The sequence below is a fragment of the Cupriavidus gilardii genome, from assembly GCF_013347325.1.
Taxonomy (GTDB): Bacteria; Pseudomonadota; Gammaproteobacteria; order Burkholderiales; family Burkholderiaceae; genus Cupriavidus; species Cupriavidus gilardii.
Genome location: NZ_CP054626.1, coordinates 1,476,348 through 1,494,850, shown reverse-complemented (window position 1 = coordinate 1,494,850; position 18,503 = coordinate 1,476,348). Strand labels below are relative to the sequence as shown.

Genomic DNA, 18,503 nt, shown 5'->3' with positions numbered 1-18,503 from the left:
TTCTAACTGCCCGCGGCGATGATTCTCATGTGGTCAGAGAAGTTGGTCTTGGCCAATTCTCTGAGCCAATTCTCGTAGCAGGTCGCCTCGTCCCAGTCCATGCCGCGGGCCAGTTGGAACAGCACGCTCTCGGTCGCCTTGGCAACGTGTTGCATCGGAAACTCATGCCGCCGTCGCGCCTGCTGCGGTGACAACTCGACCAGGGCGTTCCAGAGAAGCTTGGCGCTGCCGGCCAGCCGGCGCCCGCGGGCAAAGTCCTCTGGCGCAAAATACGCCAGAAACGGCACCCCGCTGTCGACTGGCCATTCGGAGTCGACGTCATAGCCGTTCAGCACATACTCGACCTCCTGCACCGAGCGCAGACCGTGAAAGCGCGCATGGGCTGCCATGAAGCGGGCGGCCACGTGCGCGTTGCCGGTGCTGGCCATGTATTCATGGCGATAGTTCAACTGATGCGTGCCGACCGAGAAGACGCTGAGCAGGTAACCGTCGTAATCGAGATCGTTCTGCAGGCCCACCAGCCACTTCCACTCGCGCAGCGTCAAATCCTGCGCTTCGTCAATCAACAAGACGACATAGTTGCGACACGCATTGTTGGCGATGGCAATGAAGCGTTGCCGACAGAGATAGGCCGCCTCGACCCGCTTGGGCACCTTGGCCGGGTTGACGAACTCGAAGTGCGACGCCATCAGAATCTGATGCCAGAACGCCGCTTCGTTGGAATGACTGTCGGGGCGTCGGCTCCATACCACCAGAGGCACGACGGCGCTAAATCGCTCCTCCAGCACCTTGCCGACATACCACTGCACGCAACGCGACTTGCCGAGCCGCGACGCACCATAGATATAGCCGCCCGGGCGCTGCTGATCGATCCATTCGCCCATCTGCTCGATCATGGCATGCATCGGCGGCGTGTAGACCGCATACTGCTTGGTCACAATGCAGTGACGCGGATCGATGCGCTCAGGCAGCGAGAACGACACGTTCTACTCCGTTCGCGCCATGCGCCGCGGGGGAAGCTCACCCTTCCGATCCGTGCCCGGGTCACCGGTTGTGTCAGCCCGTGTCACGGCCGGCGCGACCTCGGTCGCCTGCCCACCTCGGGATGACCCGCCGCGACCGCGCTCCAGCGCGGCATCGAGCATCACGGCACCAATGGAAAGCTGGGAGGCCGCCGCCAGGACGCGCCTGGCTTCCAGGTACGCCGGATGAACCGGGAGCTTCTTGTGCGGCTGCATCTCGACGTACTGGATGAAGGCTTCGATCGCATCGCCGCCGGGGGAAATCGCAAACTGGCCTCTGGCACAAGCGCGGCAGATGGCCGCGCGTACCGCCAGGCTATGCGGCGATAAGTGCCATGGCGGCGCTGCGCGCAGCACCCCCAACGGGACACCATCGAGCGTTGAGGCCAGCGCAACGCGGCAATCGTCCTCTTCATGGCAAATCACCCAGATCTCGGTGCCCACCAGATCCTGCCGGTTGTGCAGTACCTCGTTGCTGTAGCGGCCATAATGGAAGTTCACGTACGGTGCCCGCCCCACCGCCGCGCCGCCCCTGACTACACAGCGCCTTCTCACGCTAAACAAGCCTTGCATGGCGGCGGCATCCACCCGGCGCCACGTCTCGCCGCCATGCCGATGCAGGAAGGCCGCATACTGCAAGGGCGTCCGGTTGCCAATGCCGCGGTGAGGGGTAGCGTTATAGTTGGCGATCAGCACGCCCAACAGCTCTTCGGCATATTCGTATTGGAAGCGGCTGGCCAGCGCCACGCCGTCTGGCTCACGGCCCTGCCGATCTTGCGGCTTCGCCCCGGTCGTGTTGGTCAAGCGCTGAAAGCCACGTCCGGCGAGGTTGCGGAAAAACGACTCAATGAACGGGCGATCGTCTTTGCTTCGTCGTGCCGCGAACGAATTGCGCGGCTCCAGCAGGGTCGAACCCACGGCCTGTTGGAGCGCAGCGCGAACGTGCTGGCAGGTTTCCGCCAGCGCACCGTCGACGCTGGTCTCATCCCAACACAGTCCCACGAACTCCTCGCCGAGCGAGCCAAGCAGCCCTGCGCCAGGCAAGTAAGCAGTGTCGGAAAAGGTCACGGGACGCAGCTTCGGCCGGCTCAGTCCGGTCTTGATCGTCCGCAGGACATCGTCTTTGGAGACTTCTCGCCCGGTGCTGAAGTAGTAGCCAACCACCGCGCGCGAGACCACCTCGAGAATCACAATCACCCAGAGCCGGTGCACGATCTTCTCCGTGAAGCCCCCGCCGGCGAGCGGCAGCGACACGCAGAAACGACCGTCCAGTTTGTGCGCGTCCATTTCGACCCGCTGCATGAACCGCAGGGCGGGCCGGCCGGACCCATCGCCGGCCTTGAGCTTGCGCACCAGATCGGCTCCCCCGATGCTGGCCGCGAGCGATTTCGGATCTGAGGACAGCACCTGTTCAACGAAGCGACAGATCGTAAAGTAAGCGCGAGTCGATGTATTGAACGGCCAGTCGCCGCGCGCCTCATAGCCGCGCTCGCGCAGTTGGTCAAGAAACCACAGCCAATGCCGTCGGGGCGATCGCCTGGCCTCGGATAGCCGTTTGGACGATGGGCTGGAGCGGATTCGAGATTCGAACGACAGGCGCAGTTCCGGGTGCGCATCCAGCGTGGCTTGCAGTGCTCCGGCTGCCCCGCCGCCGAACCGATCGACACGGATTTTCGTGCGGCGGCGGTATGGCCGTACTCTTAGCCACGGCACCAAGCCACGCCACCCATACGGCCGGCCATCGGGATGCGCCTGAAGACAACGCTCGGAAATCAAACGATAAACTTGCTTGTCGCTGAACGAGGTCAGACGCTTGATGGTGTGGGCGTCGGCGCCGGAAAGATAAAGCTGGACCGCGTGTTTTCTGGAAAAGTACAAGGCGCGCCGCGGATCGTCGAGCGCGCCCTCGTCTGGCGTTGGCCAACCCGACGTGTCGACGCGTTGGCCACGAACGACTCGCCCGCCGCCGTAATGTTCATCGTTGCCTGGATCCATGAACCGGTCCTCGACTTGGCAGGACGGGCGACATTGCCTAGGAAAACGTTTGAACGATAGAAGGCTTGCACGAGAATGCAAGCGACGCATGGGGCCAGGGCTGACACGCAGTCAGGCTCGGCGCGTCTCGCAGGAGAAGTCCGTAGTGAACTTGCTACAGCCTTTCCCGCCCCGTCTGCCGACCGTCGCTGCGGTCCTCTTCCCGACAGTCGCGCGAGGCTGGCAAACTTCCCCAGGACACCAGCAAGCGAGCGTCGTGCCGGGCGGATACGCACAGTTCATCGCCTACCCGCTCGATCTCTGCACAGATTTGTTACGATTTTTAACTCGATGAACCAGCCCTCTTTTCATTGTGAGCGGCAATGGGAAACCCCGACGAACTAAGCAGAGAAGAGCTGTTGCTCCGCCTCATCGAGCGCTACGTCATGATTGGTGGCCGTTACTACCGTGACATACCGGCGGAGCAACAGGCGCAATACCTACCCGACGTCTGCGAGAGCGAATCGTATCGATGTGAACGGTTGCGACAGCTGCTATATGAGCACGGCGCATTTCGAGGAGTGCCTTTCCGAAAGGGACCGATCGAGGTGATGGACGCCTTTATTGCCCAAGGTCCGCAGCGGCTTGCGGCAGAGCGCGAGAGACAGCGCGCCAGTGCCGAAGAAGACGAGCAAATGCGGAACCGACTTCTTGCACGGCAAAGAGAGCGGGAACCTGAGATTGACAGGACCGCAGACAAGCACCGCCGGCTGAGCTGGCTACCTTATGAGTCGGGGCCCGAAGGCCAGATTCTCGACCTCGTCAGTGCAAGCGTCAAGAAGTTGCACGCGGTCCAAATCGCCAAGCTGCTCGAGATGGAAGTAGCCGATGTTCTGGAAGGACTGGCGTCGCTGATCAGGTCAGAACGCATTATTGCGAGGGGCGACGGCACGTTTAAACTGGCAGACGAATAACCTGCCGGGGAGACAGGCCCCTTCGCACGCTACCTGACAGACTGAAGACGTAACATGGCCGCCGTACATCCAAAGAACACTTTAAGTTGAACCGTTCAACGGAGTAACAATTTTCTGCAAAGTTTGTTCAACTAAATTTGTTACTAGGCAAGCGACAAGCAGCGTCACGCCGTCAGTGCGTGAGTAACAAAATTACGCAAAACAACGGGGTCGCTTCAGGCGGTCATTCTGTCCTCGCCTTCGTGATCATGGCGGCGGCCCATGCCGCCATCACGCTGCCGGCGCCACGGTGCTGATGCGGGAGCGTTATCGGCGCTCCGTGCATGCCGTCCGGCATGCACCGGGCGACACGCCCACAGTTCGCTTGAATGCGCGACTGAACGCGGCCAGCGATCCGTATCCCAACTGACTTGCCACCTCTTCCACTGACTGCCCTTCGCGACCGAGCTTGCGAACGGCAAGACGCATCCTCAGCTCGGTCAGGTAGCGCAACGGCGATACGCCGGTGGCCAGCAGGAACCTGCGGGCAAAGACCGAGCGCGAACTGCTCGCTTCCTTCGCCAACTGCGCGACCGTCCAGTCTCGATCCGGTTGCCGGTGCATGGCCACGATTGCCATGCTGAGTCGAGGATCACGCAGCGCGCCTATCCAGCCGGATGCACCGCCGCACCCGCTTGCGACCCAGCCGCGAACGATCAGGGCGGCCACGACCTCTGCCAGGCGCGCCATGATGACGGCGTGGCCCGCTCGCTCCACCATGGACTCCCGCTCCATTGCGGCGAGCATTGGCTCGATTTCCGGAGCGCATTGCAGGAGCGTATCGACTCGCATCACTTCCGGCATCGCCGCAATCAGCGGTTGCATGCCGCCGAGGTCCAAATCCATACAGCCGCTGAAGATCACGGCGCCGGACGATGGCCACACCTCGTCTGCCCGGTTTCCCCGGTGCGCACCTGCTGGGTCTGAAAGAGCCGGGTCGAATGTCGCGACGTCCTGGGGCGCCGTGTCCGACGCGGACAGCATGGCATGGTGCCCTCCCCGCGGAATCAGCAAGGCGTCGCCCGTACCGAGCGCGTGCATTTGTCCATCCGGACTACGTAGCCATGCCGGGCCTCGGCCGACGAAGTGAAACTGCCCTCGCCCGACCGGGTTGGCAAAGCCGACGCCCTTGGACGGTCCCACGACGATCCTGCGGAACTGGACGCTGGACAGGCGCATTCCGAGCAGCAGTTCATCGATCAGGTCGCCGCTTACGGCAATAGGCGCGGACATAAAAAAACAGGACGAATGATCAATATATTGAAACCATCGATCATAGATCATCCCGAATCCCCTAACTAGACTGGCGTCCCTACCCTCTTTGGAGCGAACTTGTGAGGCGCTTTTCTTTTTTTTGTGTCATGCGCTGGCCATTGCTGGCCGTCGCGCTGGCAAGCGTGTCCTGGGCAGCAGTCGCTACCGAACGGCATTTCACCGTGACCGCACCGGACGGTGTCCAACTGGCGGTGCAGGAATCGGGCAATCCAGACGGGCCCGCAATCGTCTTTATCCATGGGCTGCTGGGCAGCCGGATCAACTGGGAAAAGCAGACCAGCAGTCCGGACCTCCAGCGTTTCCGCATGATTACCTACGACCTGCGCGGCCATGGACTCTCCGGGAAACCCGAGGACGCAGCGGCCTACCACGACGGGCGCCGCTATGCCGATGATCTGGCCGCGGTGCTGGAGGCAAGCGGAGTCAAACGCCCAGTACTGGTGGGATGGTCTTTGGGCGGGGTCGTCATCTCGAATTACCTTGCCGCTTATGGAGACGCGGCCATTGCTGGTGCGGTGTATGTGGATGGCGTGATCGAACTGAACGCGCAGCAGATTACGCCACATCCCGACGTGTATGCCGGCCTCGCCTCCAACGATCTGCGAACGCATCAGGACGCTGTGCGCACCTTCCTGCGGCTGTGCTTTCACACGCAACCGGATGCGCCAACGATGGAGCGATTGCTGGCCAATGCGGCAATGGCTTCGTGGACCATGACACGGGCAACGCCGTCGATGACGGTGGCCGCCGCCGAAGGGCTGCCGAAGGCGCGGGTGCCGACACTGCTGTTGTACGGGGCCAGGGACGCTCTGGTCATGCCCAACCGACCATTGCACGCGCCCGGGCGCTCAACCCGCGTGTTCGAGTGAGCCTGTACGACAATTCCGGCCATGCGCCCTTCCTCGAAGAGCCGCAGCGATTCAACCGCGATCTGGAGAACTTCGTCTCCTCGGCCAATCGCTAGACTCCGCCGGTGGGGGAAGTCCGGAATTTAAGCGAAGCAACGAACGTGGCGATCCAATCCTTGGTGATGCAGCAGAATACGGCTTTTGCACGAAGCACTACCGATGAAGATCCGACGCGGCCTCGAATGCGAGGCGCCCTTGCTGACTGAAATCGCCAACAAAGCCAAGGCGCATTGGCCATATACCCAGGCCCAGCTTCAAGCATGGCGCGAGGACCTGACAATCACGGGCTCCTATGTCGCGCAATCGTTGACCTACGTTGCGGAAATCGACGGATCGATCGCCGGATTCCATTCGGTGCTTCCGACGGACGCCGTGACATGGGCGCTCGAGCATCTTTGGGTCGCACCGGATTACATGCGGCGTGGTGTTGGGCGAGCCCTGCTGCGGCATGCGGCGGCGCTGGCTGCCGGTCACGGCGTCAACCATCTGTCCATCGATGCGGAGCCGTATGCCGAACCGTTCTATCTCGCCTGCGGGGCGCAACGGATCGGTACCGTCGCGGCTCCACTGGACGGAGAACCGTTGCGCCAGCGGCCCCAGATGCTGCTGGCGACGTCGCGTGACCTGGCTCGCCAATAGAGACAATCAAGTCAAACCGTGACGTCCCTGCCCTGCACGCCGTCATGCATGCGGACGGATTGTCCCGATGCCGCCCCTTGAATACATGACACCCATCATCTAATATGCTGTCCATCGACTCAGCATAGAGAAGCATCATGCCGCGATCCTCCCGCGAAAAAGCCGGCCAGAACCGTGAAGCCATCGAGCAGGCGTCGTCGCGCCTGTTCCGCGAGCGCGGTTTGACGGGCATCAGCGTGGCCGATGTGATGGGAGCCGCCGGCTTGACCCACGGCGGTTTCTACAGCCATTTCGCGTCCAAGGACGCGCTGGCCGCCACGGCCTGCGATCGCGCGTTTGCCGAGGCGCTGGAGCGATGGCGGCAACGCATCGACGCCCATCCCGGGGACGCCGATGCGGCGCGCGCCGCGGTGGTCGTGCCCTATCTGTCGGAGCGGCATCGCGATGCGCCTGGGGCGGGATGCGCCGGCGTGGCGCTTGCGGCCGACGTCGCGCGCGAAAACGCGGACAAGCCGGTTCGCCAGTCCTATATCGACGGCCTCGAAGGGTTGATCGCGCAGTGGGAGCGCACGCTGCCGGGCCCGGACGATACGCGGCGTGACAGGGCGCTGGCCGAGATGGCGATGATGATGGGGGCCGTGATGCTGGCCCGCGCCACGCAGGGCGCGCCGCTGTCCGAGCAAATTCTTTCCGCGACGCTTGCCGCGCTGACCCGGCCCGTCGCGGGGGAAAACCGACCGCCCTCCCGCAACGCCGCTGACACCGCCAAGACCACGACCCGAGGCAAGAAGCGAACCTCCCGCCCGGCGGCACCCGAAGACTGACCGGTCGCCGCTCGCTGTCGCGCGTGGGGCCTCATTCGATTTGCCATGTCCTTTCGTTCCCCATTGTCGGGAACGCGGGCCCCTTTTTGCCTGTTTTGTCCGAGCAGCGCGTATCCACCGTCGAATCCACCCTCCCTTCTCCGACCTCGAACATGTTTGCTGAACTGCTTGCGCGCCGCCTCGAACGGCGCGGCATCCACTACGCCTGGATCGTTGCCGCACTGGGCTTCCTTGTCATGCTGACCACCGCGGCGGCGCTCGGACTGCCGGGGGCATTGCTGGTGCCGCTGTCGAACGAACACGGCTGGAACACTGACAGGATTTCGACCGTGCTGGCCATTCGCTTTGCGCTGTTCGGACTGATGGCGCCCTTCGCCGCCATGCTGATCGACCGCTATGGCGTGCGCCGCATCGTATTTATGGCCCTGGCCTTGATCGCCGGCGGCATGGGGTTCGGCATGGTGGCCACCACGCTGTGGCAGCTGTTCATCGCATGGGGCCTGATGCTGGGCGCCGGCTCTGGCATGACGGCGCTGGTGCTGGGCGCGGTCATTGCCAATCGCTGGTTCAGCCAGCGGCGAGGGCTTGTGATCGGCATCCTGACCGCGAGCGCGGCGACCGGCCAACTCGCCTTCCTGCCGTTGGCCGCCTGGCTGATCGAGCATGTCAGCTGGCGCACCGCTATGTTGCCGGTATTGCTCGCGTGCGCGCTGCTGGCGGTGCTGGTGGCCGCGCTGATGCGCAATCGCCCGTCCGACGTCGGGCTGCTGCCGTTCGGCGAGGCGCCCGGCACCTCGGTCGCGGCAGCGCCCGCCGCACCAATGCGTTGGTCCGGCCCGTTCCTGGTATTGCGGGAAGCGATCCGCGATCGCACGTTCTGGGTCCTGGCCGGAACGTTCTTCATCTGCGGCCTGAGCACCAATGGCCTGATCCAGACGCATTTCATCGCCCTGTGCGGCGACTTTGGCATGGCGCCGGTGCCCGCCGCTTCCGCGCTCGCGATGATGGGCGCGTTCGACTTCGTCGGCACGATCCTGTCCGGCTGGCTGTCGGACCGTTATGACAACCGCAAGCTGCTGTTCTGGTACTACGCGCTGCGCGGGCTGTCGCTGTTCTGGCTGCCCCACTCCACCTTCACGCTGGTCGGCCTGTCCGTGTTCGCGATGTTCTACGGCCTGGACTGGATCGCGACGGTGCCGCCCACCGTCAAGCTGGCGGGCAGCGCGTTCGGCAAGGAGCGTGCGGCGATGGTGTTTGGCTGGGTGTTTGCCGCCCACCAGGTGGGTGCGGCCGTTGCCGCCTATGGCGCGGGCATGACGCGCACGCTGCTGCTGACCTATACGCCGGCGCTGTATGCCGCGGGCGCGATGTGCCTGGTCGCGGCGGTGATGGCGATGATGGCCCGCGGTCCGCGGCCGGCGGTGGTGCCGGCTCCTGCGCAAGCCTGATGGACAGCATCCTGCCGCCGCTTCGGGGGCGTTGACCGGAGCAAGCGTGTCTTGCTACCCCAAGCCCGGCGGCCGGCGATGCCGCGTCGCCGCCTCGTAATCGCGCGCGATGCCGAGCAGCAGGCGGTCGTCGCCGGCACGGCCCAGCAGCGACAGCCCGGCCGGAACGCCGGCCTCGGTCCAGCCCATTGGCACACTGATCTCGGGAAAGCCAGCCGCGCTGGCCATGTGCATTGCCGCCAGCGGATTGGAGGCGCGGCAGCGGTAGGTCGGATCGTCGCGATCGAAGCGCGGCGAGGCCGGGCAGGCCAATGTGGGAAACACCAGCGCGGCGCAGCCATTGGACTGCATCAGGCCAGCAAGCGCGGCGCCGAACGCGCGGGCCGCGGACAGGCCGCGGCGTGGCGGTTCGTTGCGCGTTGCCAGGGCATGGCGCAGCGCGGCGATCGTCACCGGGTTCGGTGAGCGTCGCGACGCATCGGCGAATCGCCCGCCGGCCCTCGACGTATCGCCACCTTGCGCATCGCCACCTTGCGCATCGCCACCTTGTGCATCGCCCTCCAGCGCATCGATCCGCGCCAGCAGCGCCGCCGTATCGCGCGGACAAGGCGATGGCATCGCCCCCAGATAGCGGTCGAGCTGCACCGCCCATTCGCTTCGCGCGATATCGCCCAGCACACGCTCGTACAGGTGCCGTGCATCGGCCGGCAGCGCGACCGGCACGATGGACGCGCCGGCGGCCACGAGATCCACGCATGCTTGCGAAAACAGCGCGTCGATCTCGTCGTTGGTGCCGTTGAAGTCCATCACGATACCGAGCCGCCGGCCGGCAAGCCGGTCGTCCGTGCGGCCAAATCCCGCCTGCGGGGCCAACGCCGCCAGCACCAGCGCCGCGTCGTCGACGCTGCGGGTCAGCGGTCCCACCGTATCGAAGGACTGCGCCAGAGGAAGCACGCCGTCCGACTCCAGCAGCCCATGAGTCGGACGGAAACCGACCAGCGCATGCACACAGGCCGGCCCGCGTACCGACCCGAACGAATCGGTGCCCAGTCCAAACACCGCGAAGCCGGCCGCGACCGCGGCGCCCGTGCCGCTGCTGGAGCCGCTGGCGTTGCGGGACAGCCGGTATGGATTCAAGGTCAGGCCGTTGGCCGAGCTGTAGCCGAAGCGTCCATTGGAGGCGGCAAGCTCCGACATATTGGCCTTGCCGAGCACGATCGCGCCGGCGGCGCGCAACCGGGCCACCACCGGCGCGTCGCTTGCGGGCAGCGCGTCGTGCAATGCCGCGCAGCCGGCCGTGGTGGGCAATCCCGTGGTGTCGATGTTGTCCTTGACCACCATCGGAATGCCATGCAGCGGACTCCTCGCCCCGTGCCGCTGGCGTTCGCGGTCCAGCCGGGCCGCCTCGCGCAGCGCGTCGGGATGCAGGCGGCTGATCGCATTGATCGACGGGCCGGCGCGGTCGAACGCCTCGATGCGTGCAAGGTGGCCCGCCATCAGCTGTTCGGCGGTCAGCGTGCCGGCGTCCATGCGGCGTGCCAGTTCCGCGATCGGCAATTCGAAGACATCGGATACCGGCGCCATCTCGCTGACGGCCGCCGGATCGGCGGTTGCGGCCCTTTCATCCGCAGAACGATCGGACATCGTGTTGGTTTCCTTCACGGAATACATGAACGACAATGGCGCAGCCCCGGCTTGCCGCCATGGCACCGAAAGCCGCCGCCCGCCCCGAGGATGTCGCGATGAAAAGCACCACCAGCCGCAATCTGCCCGCCCTTGCCAATCTGGTCGCCCTGGAAGCCACCGCGCGCAAGGGAAGCGTGACCGAGGCCGCCGACGAGCTGTGCCTGACGCAGAGCGCGGTCAGCAAGCAGCTGACGGAGCTGGAGAACTTCCTTGGCGTGCGGCTGCTCGACCGGCGCAAGGGTGGCGTCGTCGCGACCGCGACCGGCGCCGAATACCTGAAGCGCGTCACGCAGGTACTGAATCTGCTCGAGGAAGCCACGCTGGAAGTGCTCACCGGCCGCGGGTCCGGCGGGCGGCTCGATCTGTCAGTGCCGGTCTCGCTGGGCAACATCTGGCTGCTGCCGCGCATGCTGCAGTTTGCCAAGCAGCATCCGCAGATCCAGCTGAACATCACGACCAAGGTCGGGCCCGTCGACCTGCCCCACAGCGGTCTGGACGCCGCCATCATGTACTGCGGCGGGCCGCCGCCCGGCCATTTCGGCGTCGAAGTCATGCCGCTGGAGCTGTTCCCGGTGTGCGCGCCTGAGCGGCGGCCACGCGGTGGCTCGCTGGCGCAGGCGCTGCGGCAGCTGCCCCTGCTCCATCAACATACCGCGCTGGACGCGTGGCCGGCGTATCTCGCACAGATCGGCGCCAAGGTGGCCAGGCCGGGAGACGGTCCGCGCTATGGCCTGCTGACCATGGGCCTGCAGGCCGCGGTCAGCGGCATGGGCATCGCGCTGCTGCCGGAATTCGTCGCGGGCGACGACCTGCGGGCCGGCCGCCTGATCCGGCTGTCGGACACCAGCTATCTGTCGCCGAAGTCGTACTACTTTGTCTGCCTCGACGAGAAGCGCGCCAACCCTACCCTCGTCACCTTTCTCGACTGGCTGCTGCAGACGGCCAAGGCTGACGCGCACCGCCCCCCGGCATCGGCTCACGCCGGCGCGCCCGACCTGACCAGGGTCGACGTCACGAAGCGTCCGGGCCGGTTGGCGGTAGGCACGCCATCGCGCAGCGTCGCCTGCCCCGCAACGAACACGTCCCGGATGCCGACCGACGGCTGCGTTGGCGCATCGAAGGTCGCGCAATCGCGGATCGTCGCCGGGTCGAACACCGCAATGTCGGCCACCTTGCCGACCGCAAGGTGGCCGCGCCCCTCCAGCCCGAAGCGCTGTGCGGGCAGACCGGTCATCTTGTGAACCGCGCGCTCGAGCGGAAACAGGCCGAGATCCCGCGAGTACAGTCCAAGCACGCGCGGGAAGGTGCCCCACAGCCGGGGATGCGGCGTTTCGTCGGACGGAATGCCGTCCGAGCCGATCATCGTGTCCGGGTAGCTTAGGATGTCCCGCACATCGCCCTCGTCCATGATGAAGTACACCGCGCCGCCCGGCAGCAAGGCCTCGGCCACCTCGCGCCGCGAGCGCCGCCATTGCTGGGCCAGATCCTCCAGATAGCGGCCGGCGGCTTCCGGATGCGAGGCCGACCAGGTGATCAGGATGCGGTCGCACTGGTCGACCCGTTCCGGACGCAGCATGGTCGACGAGGCCGCGTACGGATAGCAGTCCAGGCAAAGCGGCATCGTGCTCGCCAGTTCCCGCACCTGCGCCAGCGTCTCGCGGCTGCGGCCGTGATTGCGCTTGCCGACCAGCTTGTGGTGCGAAATCACGGTCGGCACATCGAGCGCCCGGCCCAGCCGCGCGGTCTCGTCGATTGCCTCGGCGACGTTGTCGCTTTCGTCGCGCATATGCGAGACCAGCACGCCGCCCAGCCGCCGCATCGGCTCGCACATCCGCAGGATCTCCTGCTCGGGCGCCGCCGCCGACGGCGGATAAAAGGTGCCGGTGGAAACGCCGATCGCCCCCTCCAGCAGGGCTTGCTCGACGTCGCGCCGCATGTGTTCGATCTCCCCGTCGGTCGCAGCACGTCCCAGCTCGGCGACGCGGCGCGCGCGCAGCGTCGATTGGCCCACAAGCACCGAGACGTTGACGGTGGCCGGCCGGGCGGCGAACGCCTCGCGGTAGGCCCGCACCGATTCGAATACGAAGCCGCCGCGCATGATGTCGAGCGGCGCCGGCGGGATGCTGTCGGTGACCAGCGGAAAGAGGCTGATGCCGCAGTTGCCTGCAATGATCGTGGTGACGCCCTGGGTCACCTTGGGCAGCATCTGCGGGGACTCGAACACCATCCAGTCGTCGTGCGTATGGGTGTCGATGAATCCCGGCGCGACCACCATGCCGGTGGCATCGACGACCTCGTCGGCGGTGGCGTCGAGGCCGGCACCGATGGCGGCAACGATGCCGTCGCGCACTGCCACGTCGGCCGAGCGCCGCGGCGCGCCGCTGCCGTCGATCAGGTCGCCGTTGCGGATGATCAGATCGAAATGTGATGACATGCCGTGCACCTTCAATCGACCTTGGCGCCGCTCTTGCGCACCAGCTCGCCGAACTTCACGGTCTCCGATGTCACCAGCGCCTGGAAGTCGCGCGGCGATCCGCCCAGCGGCTCGAACGAGAGCCGGTCCAGCTGCGCACGGAAACCGGGATCTCGAATCACCGCATTGACCTCGCGATTGAGCCGGTCCACCACCTCGGCCGGCATGCCGGGCGCGCCGACCAGCCCCGCCCATGCGGTCAATTCGTAGCCCTTGATGCCGGCTTCGTCCATCGTCGGCACCTGCGGGAAATGCGGTGAGCGCCTGGTCGATGTCACGGCGAGCGCGCGCACCTTGTTGCTGCTGACATAGGGCCCGATCGAAGGCACGTTGTCGAACATCAGATGCACGTTGTTGCCGACCAGGTCCTGCAGCGCCGGGGTGCTGCCCTTGTATGGCACGTGCTCGATATCGAGATGGGCCAGCGTCTTGAACAACTCGCCGCCCAGATGGCTGGTCGTGCCGTTGCCGGCGGAACCCATCGACAGCTTGCCGGGATTGGCTTTCGCATAGGCGATCAGCTCGCGCACCGACTTCACCGGCAGTGCGTTGTTGACGGCCAGGATATTGAATGTCGTCACGAGCCCGACGATGGGCACCAGCTTGTCCGGATCGTACGGCAGCTTGCTATAGAGAAACCGGTTGGTCGCCAGCGTGGCGTTGTTGCCGTAGGCAATGGTGTAACCATCGGCGGGCGCCTGCAGCAGGGCCTGCATGCCGATATTGCCGCCGGCACCGGGCCGGTTTTCGACGACGATGGCCTGGCCCAGCCGCTTGGACAGCGCATCGCCGAACAGGCGGGCAACGATGTCGGGGGCACCGCCGGCCGCGGTCGGTACGATCAGCTTGATCGGCTTCTCGGGCCACGCCGCCTGTGCCGACGGCATCGACATGCCGAGTGCGGCCGCCGTCAAGATCCATGCGCATGCAATTTTCACGGTGCTCCTCCACGATCGCTGCGTTTGATGATGCAGCGAGTATGGAGTAGCGCGCGGCGCCCCGCGTGAAGTTTTGTCGGCGATGTATTCCGCCACGGAATACATCGGCAGGCGCCACCGGACCGGTACCGGACCGGCGTCGCGCCCGGCCCCGCGCCGGTGAGGTCCGCCGGCCGGCGGACCTCAGGCCGTTCAGTCCAGCTTGATGCCGACGGTCTTCACGACCTTGGCCCACTTCTGCGTGTCGCGGTTGACCAGCTGCGTGAACTCGACCGGACCGAGCGCGCTCGGCTCCATGCCCTGCTTGGCGATCGCGTCGCGGATGGACGGCTGGGCGATCACCGCGGCGATTTCCTGTGCAAGGCGGTTGACCGTCGGCATCGGCGTGCCGCCGGTGGTGAACACGCCGTACCAAGACACGACCTCATAGCCCGGCACGCCCGATTCGGCGATCGTCGGTACGTTCGGCATCGTGTCGACGCGCTTGGTGCTGGTGACCGCCAGAATGCGGACCTTGCCGGAATCCGCGCCGGCCTTCGCCGACGGCAGGCTGGCGAACGTCATCTGGGCCTGGCCGGCCATCACGTCCTGCATTGCCGGTGCGTCGCCACGGTAAGGAATATGCGTGATCGAGACGCCCGCCATGCTCTTGAACAGCTCGGCCGACAGGTTCGAGATGGTGCCGTTGCCCGGCGACGTCACGTTCAGCTTGCCGGGATTGGCCTTGGCATAGGCCACCAGCTCCTGCACGGTCTTGACCGGCAGATCGTTGTTGACCACCAGCGCGTTGGCGGACTTGGCGACCAGCGAAACCGGCTGTACGCCCTTGACCGGATCGTAGGGCAGCTTGCTGTAGATCGACGGCGCAATCGCCTGCCCGCCGACCGAACCGAGCAGCAGCACCGAGCCATCGGGCTTGCCGCGCGTCATCTCGGCGGTCGCGATCGTGCTGCCGCCACCGGGCTTGTTCTCCACCACGACGGTGGTCTTGGTATTCAACTGAAACTGCGTCGAAACCAGGCGGGCAATCACATCGTTGCCGCCGCCGGGTGCAAAGCCGACCAGCATCCGGATGGGGCCCGCCGGCAAGTCCTGCGCGATGCCATGGGTGGCGGCCAGTGCGAGGGCGAGAGCCGGGACAATCTTGGAAAACGCCATGGTTGAACCTCGATAGGTAGTGTTGGGGAGTGCTCTCAGGTTTCGTCGCTGTGCTGGTGCAATCGGCAAGACTCGGCATTCCCTCGGGGCGATCCGGCCTTGCTCGCTTATTGTGGTGTTGCTGTGTTCAGGCCGGCCCGCGGCGCGGGCCGGTGGTCTGCATCGCCGTGTCGCGCTTCACTTCTTGAAGCGCACCACGGCCTCGCGCGATGCCTGCGTCTGCGGCAGCGTCGCGATCTCGCCGAGCGTCACCGGCTTGGTCGGAAAACGCAGCCGGTAGTACCCCACGTCGCGCGGATGGCGCTGCTGCTCGTCGGCGATCAGCTCAGTGACGGTCAGCCCGCAGAAGCGCCCCTGGCAAGGACCCATGCCGCAGCGCAGGAATGCCTTCAGCTGGTTGGGACCCTGGCAGCCGATGCGCGCGGCGTGGCGCACCTGTTCCGCGGTCGCTTCCTCGCAGCGGCAGACGATCGTGTCGCCGACCGGGCGCCGGAACTGGGCCAGCGGGCGGTACAGGATTTCGAAGAACTCGCGCCCGCGCGTCGCCTTGGCAAGCGCCGCAACATGCGTCGCGACCTCCCTGTCGCGCGCGGCGATGCCGATCCGGCCGAGGTCCGCCGCGGCATGCAGCGCCGCGATCCGCCCGCGATGCTCGGCGGCCACCGCGCCCGCGATGCCGGCGCCATCGCCGGCGATGGTCAGGTGCGGCACCGAGGTCGCGCCCCAGGCGTCCACCACGGGTTCCCAGCAGTCCTGCCGCTCGTTCCATGCATGCTCGGCACCGGCCGCGCGCGACAGGTTGGTATTGGGCACGACGCCCTGGTGCAGCAGCACCTGGTCGACCGCGATCGTGCGGTCCTGCCCACCGGCCTGATAGCGCAATTGAGCGACCTTGCCGTCGGCGCCGGCCAGCGCTTCAAGCGCCGTCACGCCGCTGACGATCGGCACGGCCTTGCGGACCGCGCGCAGCAGCTTCAGCCCCTTGCCGAGATAAGGCGAACGCAGGAAGCCCCAGGCATGCGGCAGCGCCTTGCGCCATTGGCCGGCGTCCGTGGTTTCGAGAATGGCTTCGAGTTTGACGCCCGCATTCAGGTACTGCCACGCCAGCAGATAGAGCAGCGGACCGCCGCCGGCCAGCACCGTGCGCCCCTCCGGGACGACGCCGGACGTCTTCAGCAGGATCTGCGCCGCGCCGGCGGTGATGACGCCCGGCAATGTCCAGCCGGGAATCGGGAACGGCCGTTCCTGCGCGCCGGTCGCCAGCACGATATGGCGGCAATGCAGCAGCCCGGCCTGCGGATCCTGGCCGGGCCGCGCGACGGAATAGGCGACCTCGAAGCCCGCGCGACGGTCCTCGCCCTGCCCTTCGGCGCCGGCAGCGGCTTGCCCTTCGCGGGCATTGATCGACCACACGGTGGCGCCGGACAGATGCCGCGCCCCGCTTCTGACGAACGGCTCGAGCAGGCTCTCGCCGTGCCAGTAGTCCTCGCCGAGGATCGCCCGATTGCGCACCGGCGTATTGCCGATGGCGCGATAGATCTGTCCGCCTGGCGCCGGCTGCTCGTCGATCAGCACCGTCGACAGACCGAGCCCGGCGGCACGGGTCGCGGCAGCCAGGCCGGCGGGGCCTGCGCCGACCACGAGCAGGTCGCAGGTCAAGATGTCCACGGTCATGCGGCCACCTCGCGCGCGCCAAGCTGGCGCTCCACCGTCATGCCCTCGCGCACCGGGGTCATGCAGGCCTGCTGGTTGGGCCGGCCGTCGATGCGCACCAGGCAGTCGTAGCAGACGCCCATCATGCAGAACGGTCCGCGCGCGGCGCCGGACACCGCGGTATCCCGGCACGCGAGCACGCCGGCGGCAAACAGCGCCGCGGCGACGCTGTCGCCCTCCCGGCATTCCAGCGAGGCACCATCGACCGTGACCCGCACCTTGCGGTCCGCCTCTTGCAAGACGGCCGCGTCAATTCTTCGGAACATGAAACCTCCGGGTCGAGAAAGTGGCCAGCTCGGGCGGCAGTTCGCCGGCGGCGATCATCGGGGCCAGATGCAGCGCGTGCGTTGCCGCCAGCGTCACGCCGCTGTGGCAGGTCACGACGAACGCGCCAGGATGCGTGCCCGATTGCTCGTAGACCGGGAAGCCGTCCTTGGCGCGCACGCGCAGCGCGGACCAGGCGCGCACCGCGCGCACGTCGCGCAGCGCGGGCAGCGTGCGCACCGCGCGGTCGGCCAGTGTGGCAAGCACGGGCAGCGTGGTGACGTGGTCGTTGTAGCCGGCGTCTTCCTGCGAGTCGCCGACCAGCCAGCTGCCCTCGTCGTTCTGCCGCAGCGTGACCATCGGCGTATCGAGCAGCCGGCGCGTCCGTTCGAGGACCAGGATCTGGCCACGTTGCGGGGCCATCGGCAGATCGATGCCGACCATGCGGCCCAGATCGCCATTGCGCAGCCCGCCGGCCAGCACGACCTTGCGCGCGCGCACGACCCCGTTGGCGGTGGTCAGCACGAACTCGCCGCCGGCCTGCTGCACGATGCCGGTCACGCCGTGGTGCGGCAGGTATTGCACCCCGCTGGTGCTGAAGGCGGTATGGAACGCACGCAGCAGCTTCAGCGGATTGACGATGCCGTCGTGCGGGGTCCAGATCGCGCCGGTCACATCCGGTCCGAGGCCCGGCACCAGCGACGCGGCCTGATGGTGGTCCAGCAGTTTCCACTCATAGGGCTCGACGTCCGGCTGCGACATCAGCGTGTTGACCCACGCCAGCCGCGCCTCGATCTCGTAGTCACCCATCAGCGGCGTCAGGCCGCCCTTCTGCTCGAGCGCGACGTCGATGCCGGTCTCCTGCAGCAGGTCCGCGGCCAGCGTCGGCCACAGCCGCGTGGACTTGAGTGTCCAGCGGCTGTAGGCGCCCATGCCATAGCCCTTGCTCTGCAGCCAGACCAGGCCAAAATTGCCGCGGGACGCCCGCAGCGCAATATCGCCCTCGTCGAGCACGGCGATCGAGCCGGCATGCTGGCGCAGCCCATAGGCCAACGCCGAGCCGACCAAGCCGCCGCCAACCACGGCGACGTCGAACAACGGATATCGGGAAGGTGAGGCTGCCGTCATCAGGCGCGCCTCCGCAGCGAACGATGCGGGCCTTGGGCCC

The 18,503-nt window shown here is 66.2% G+C and carries 14 protein-coding genes and 2 pseudogenes; 6 read left to right on the top strand and 10 right to left on the bottom strand.

Annotation, left to right across the window (positions count from 1 at the left end):
- Window positions 1-2: 2 nt before the first annotated feature.
- Both FOB47_RS17105 and FOB47_RS17100 read right to left on the bottom strand, forming a co-directional pair.
- Complete coding sequence (locus FOB47_RS17105; protein WP_174781637.1) at window positions 3-983, bottom strand: ATP-binding protein; 981 nt, start codon at window positions 981-983, stop codon at window positions 3-5.
- A gap of 3 nt (window positions 984-986) precedes the next feature.
- The gene (locus FOB47_RS17100; RefSeq protein WP_174781636.1) at window positions 987-3,017 is read right to left on the bottom strand and encodes a hypothetical protein; all 2,031 of its coding nucleotides are present in this window, start codon (window positions 3,015-3,017) and stop codon (window positions 987-989) included.
- Window positions 3,018-3,379: 362 nt separating this feature from the next.
- Here FOB47_RS17100 and FOB47_RS17095 point away from each other — a divergent pair, with 362 nt between their 5' ends.
- The gene (locus FOB47_RS17095; RefSeq protein ID WP_174781635.1) at window positions 3,380-3,970 is read left to right on the top strand and encodes a hypothetical protein; all 591 of its coding nucleotides are present in this window, start codon (window positions 3,380-3,382) and stop codon (window positions 3,968-3,970) included.
- Window positions 3,971-4,276: 306 nt separating this feature from the next.
- On the opposite strand, the gene FOB47_RS17090 is transcribed toward FOB47_RS17095, so the two are convergent.
- A complete protein-coding gene (locus FOB47_RS17090; protein ID WP_174782472.1) occupies window positions 4,277-5,242 on the bottom strand; it encodes an AraC family transcriptional regulator in 966 nt (321 codons plus the stop codon).
- Window positions 5,243-5,370: 128 nt separating this feature from the next.
- On the opposite strand from FOB47_RS17090, the pseudogene FOB47_RS17085 reads away from it, so the two are divergent.
- The 4 genes and pseudogenes from FOB47_RS17085 (at window position 5,371) to FOB47_RS17070 (ending at window position 9,103) form a co-directional block, all read left to right on the top strand.
- Window positions 5,371-6,248 (top strand): annotated as a pseudogene (locus FOB47_RS17085) (alpha/beta fold hydrolase).
- A gap of 103 nt (window positions 6,249-6,351) precedes the next feature.
- Window positions 6,352-6,831, top strand: a complete 480-nt coding sequence (locus FOB47_RS17080; RefSeq protein WP_174781634.1) for a GNAT family N-acetyltransferase — start codon at window positions 6,352-6,354, stop codon at window positions 6,829-6,831.
- A 137-nt stretch (window positions 6,832-6,968) separates the two neighbouring features.
- Complete coding sequence (locus FOB47_RS17075; RefSeq protein ID WP_174781633.1) at window positions 6,969-7,655, top strand: TetR/AcrR family transcriptional regulator; 687 nt, start codon at window positions 6,969-6,971, stop codon at window positions 7,653-7,655.
- A 152-nt stretch (window positions 7,656-7,807) separates the two neighbouring features.
- Window positions 7,808-9,103, top strand: coding sequence for an MFS transporter (locus tag FOB47_RS17070; protein WP_174781632.1), 1,296 nt, complete (start codon window positions 7,808-7,810; stop codon window positions 9,101-9,103).
- Window positions 9,104-9,157: 54 nt separating this feature from the next.
- Here FOB47_RS17070 and FOB47_RS17065 read toward each other — a convergent pair whose 3' ends face one another.
- Window positions 9,158-10,747, bottom strand: coding sequence for an amidase (locus tag FOB47_RS17065; protein ID WP_244959449.1), 1,590 nt, complete (start codon window positions 10,745-10,747; stop codon window positions 9,158-9,160).
- A gap of 35 nt (window positions 10,748-10,782) precedes the next feature.
- On the opposite strand from FOB47_RS17065, the pseudogene FOB47_RS17060 reads away from it, so the two are divergent.
- A pseudogene (locus FOB47_RS17060) lies at window positions 10,783-11,673 on the top strand (LysR substrate-binding domain-containing protein); the annotation flags it as partial.
- 92 nt (window positions 11,674-11,765) lie between these two features.
- Here FOB47_RS17060 and FOB47_RS17055 read toward each other — a convergent pair.
- The 6 genes from FOB47_RS17055 to FOB47_RS17030 form a co-directional block, all read right to left on the bottom strand.
- Complete coding sequence (locus FOB47_RS17055) at window positions 11,766-13,223, bottom strand: N-acyl-D-amino-acid deacylase family protein (RefSeq protein ID WP_174781630.1); 1,458 nt, start codon at window positions 13,221-13,223, stop codon at window positions 11,766-11,768.
- Window positions 13,224-13,234: 11 nt separating this feature from the next.
- Window positions 13,235-14,176: a Bug family tripartite tricarboxylate transporter substrate binding protein gene (locus tag FOB47_RS17050; protein WP_244959448.1), complete on the bottom strand. Its 942-nt coding sequence runs from the start codon at window positions 14,174-14,176 to the stop codon at window positions 13,235-13,237.
- Between the two features lie 216 nt (window positions 14,177-14,392).
- Entirely contained in the window at window positions 14,393-15,358 is a 966-nt protein-coding gene (locus FOB47_RS17045) for a Bug family tripartite tricarboxylate transporter substrate binding protein (RefSeq protein ID WP_244959447.1), read from the bottom strand.
- A gap of 177 nt (window positions 15,359-15,535) precedes the next feature.
- On the bottom strand, window positions 15,536-17,032 hold the full coding sequence (locus FOB47_RS17040; RefSeq protein WP_217488938.1) for an FAD/NAD(P)-dependent oxidoreductase: 1,497 nt from the start codon (window positions 17,030-17,032) through the stop codon (window positions 15,536-15,538).
- Window positions 17,029-17,337: a (2Fe-2S)-binding protein gene (locus FOB47_RS17035; protein ID WP_053821733.1), complete on the bottom strand. Its 309-nt coding sequence runs from the start codon at window positions 17,335-17,337 to the stop codon at window positions 17,029-17,031. Before FOB47_RS17035 ends, FOB47_RS17040 begins: the two co-directional genes overlap by 4 nt.
- Entirely contained in the window at window positions 17,321-18,463 is a 1,143-nt protein-coding gene (locus FOB47_RS17030; RefSeq protein WP_174781629.1) for an NAD(P)/FAD-dependent oxidoreductase, read from the bottom strand. The genes FOB47_RS17035 and FOB47_RS17030 overlap by 17 nt, the downstream gene beginning before the upstream one ends.
- Between the last annotated feature and the right edge of the window lie 40 nt (window positions 18,464-18,503).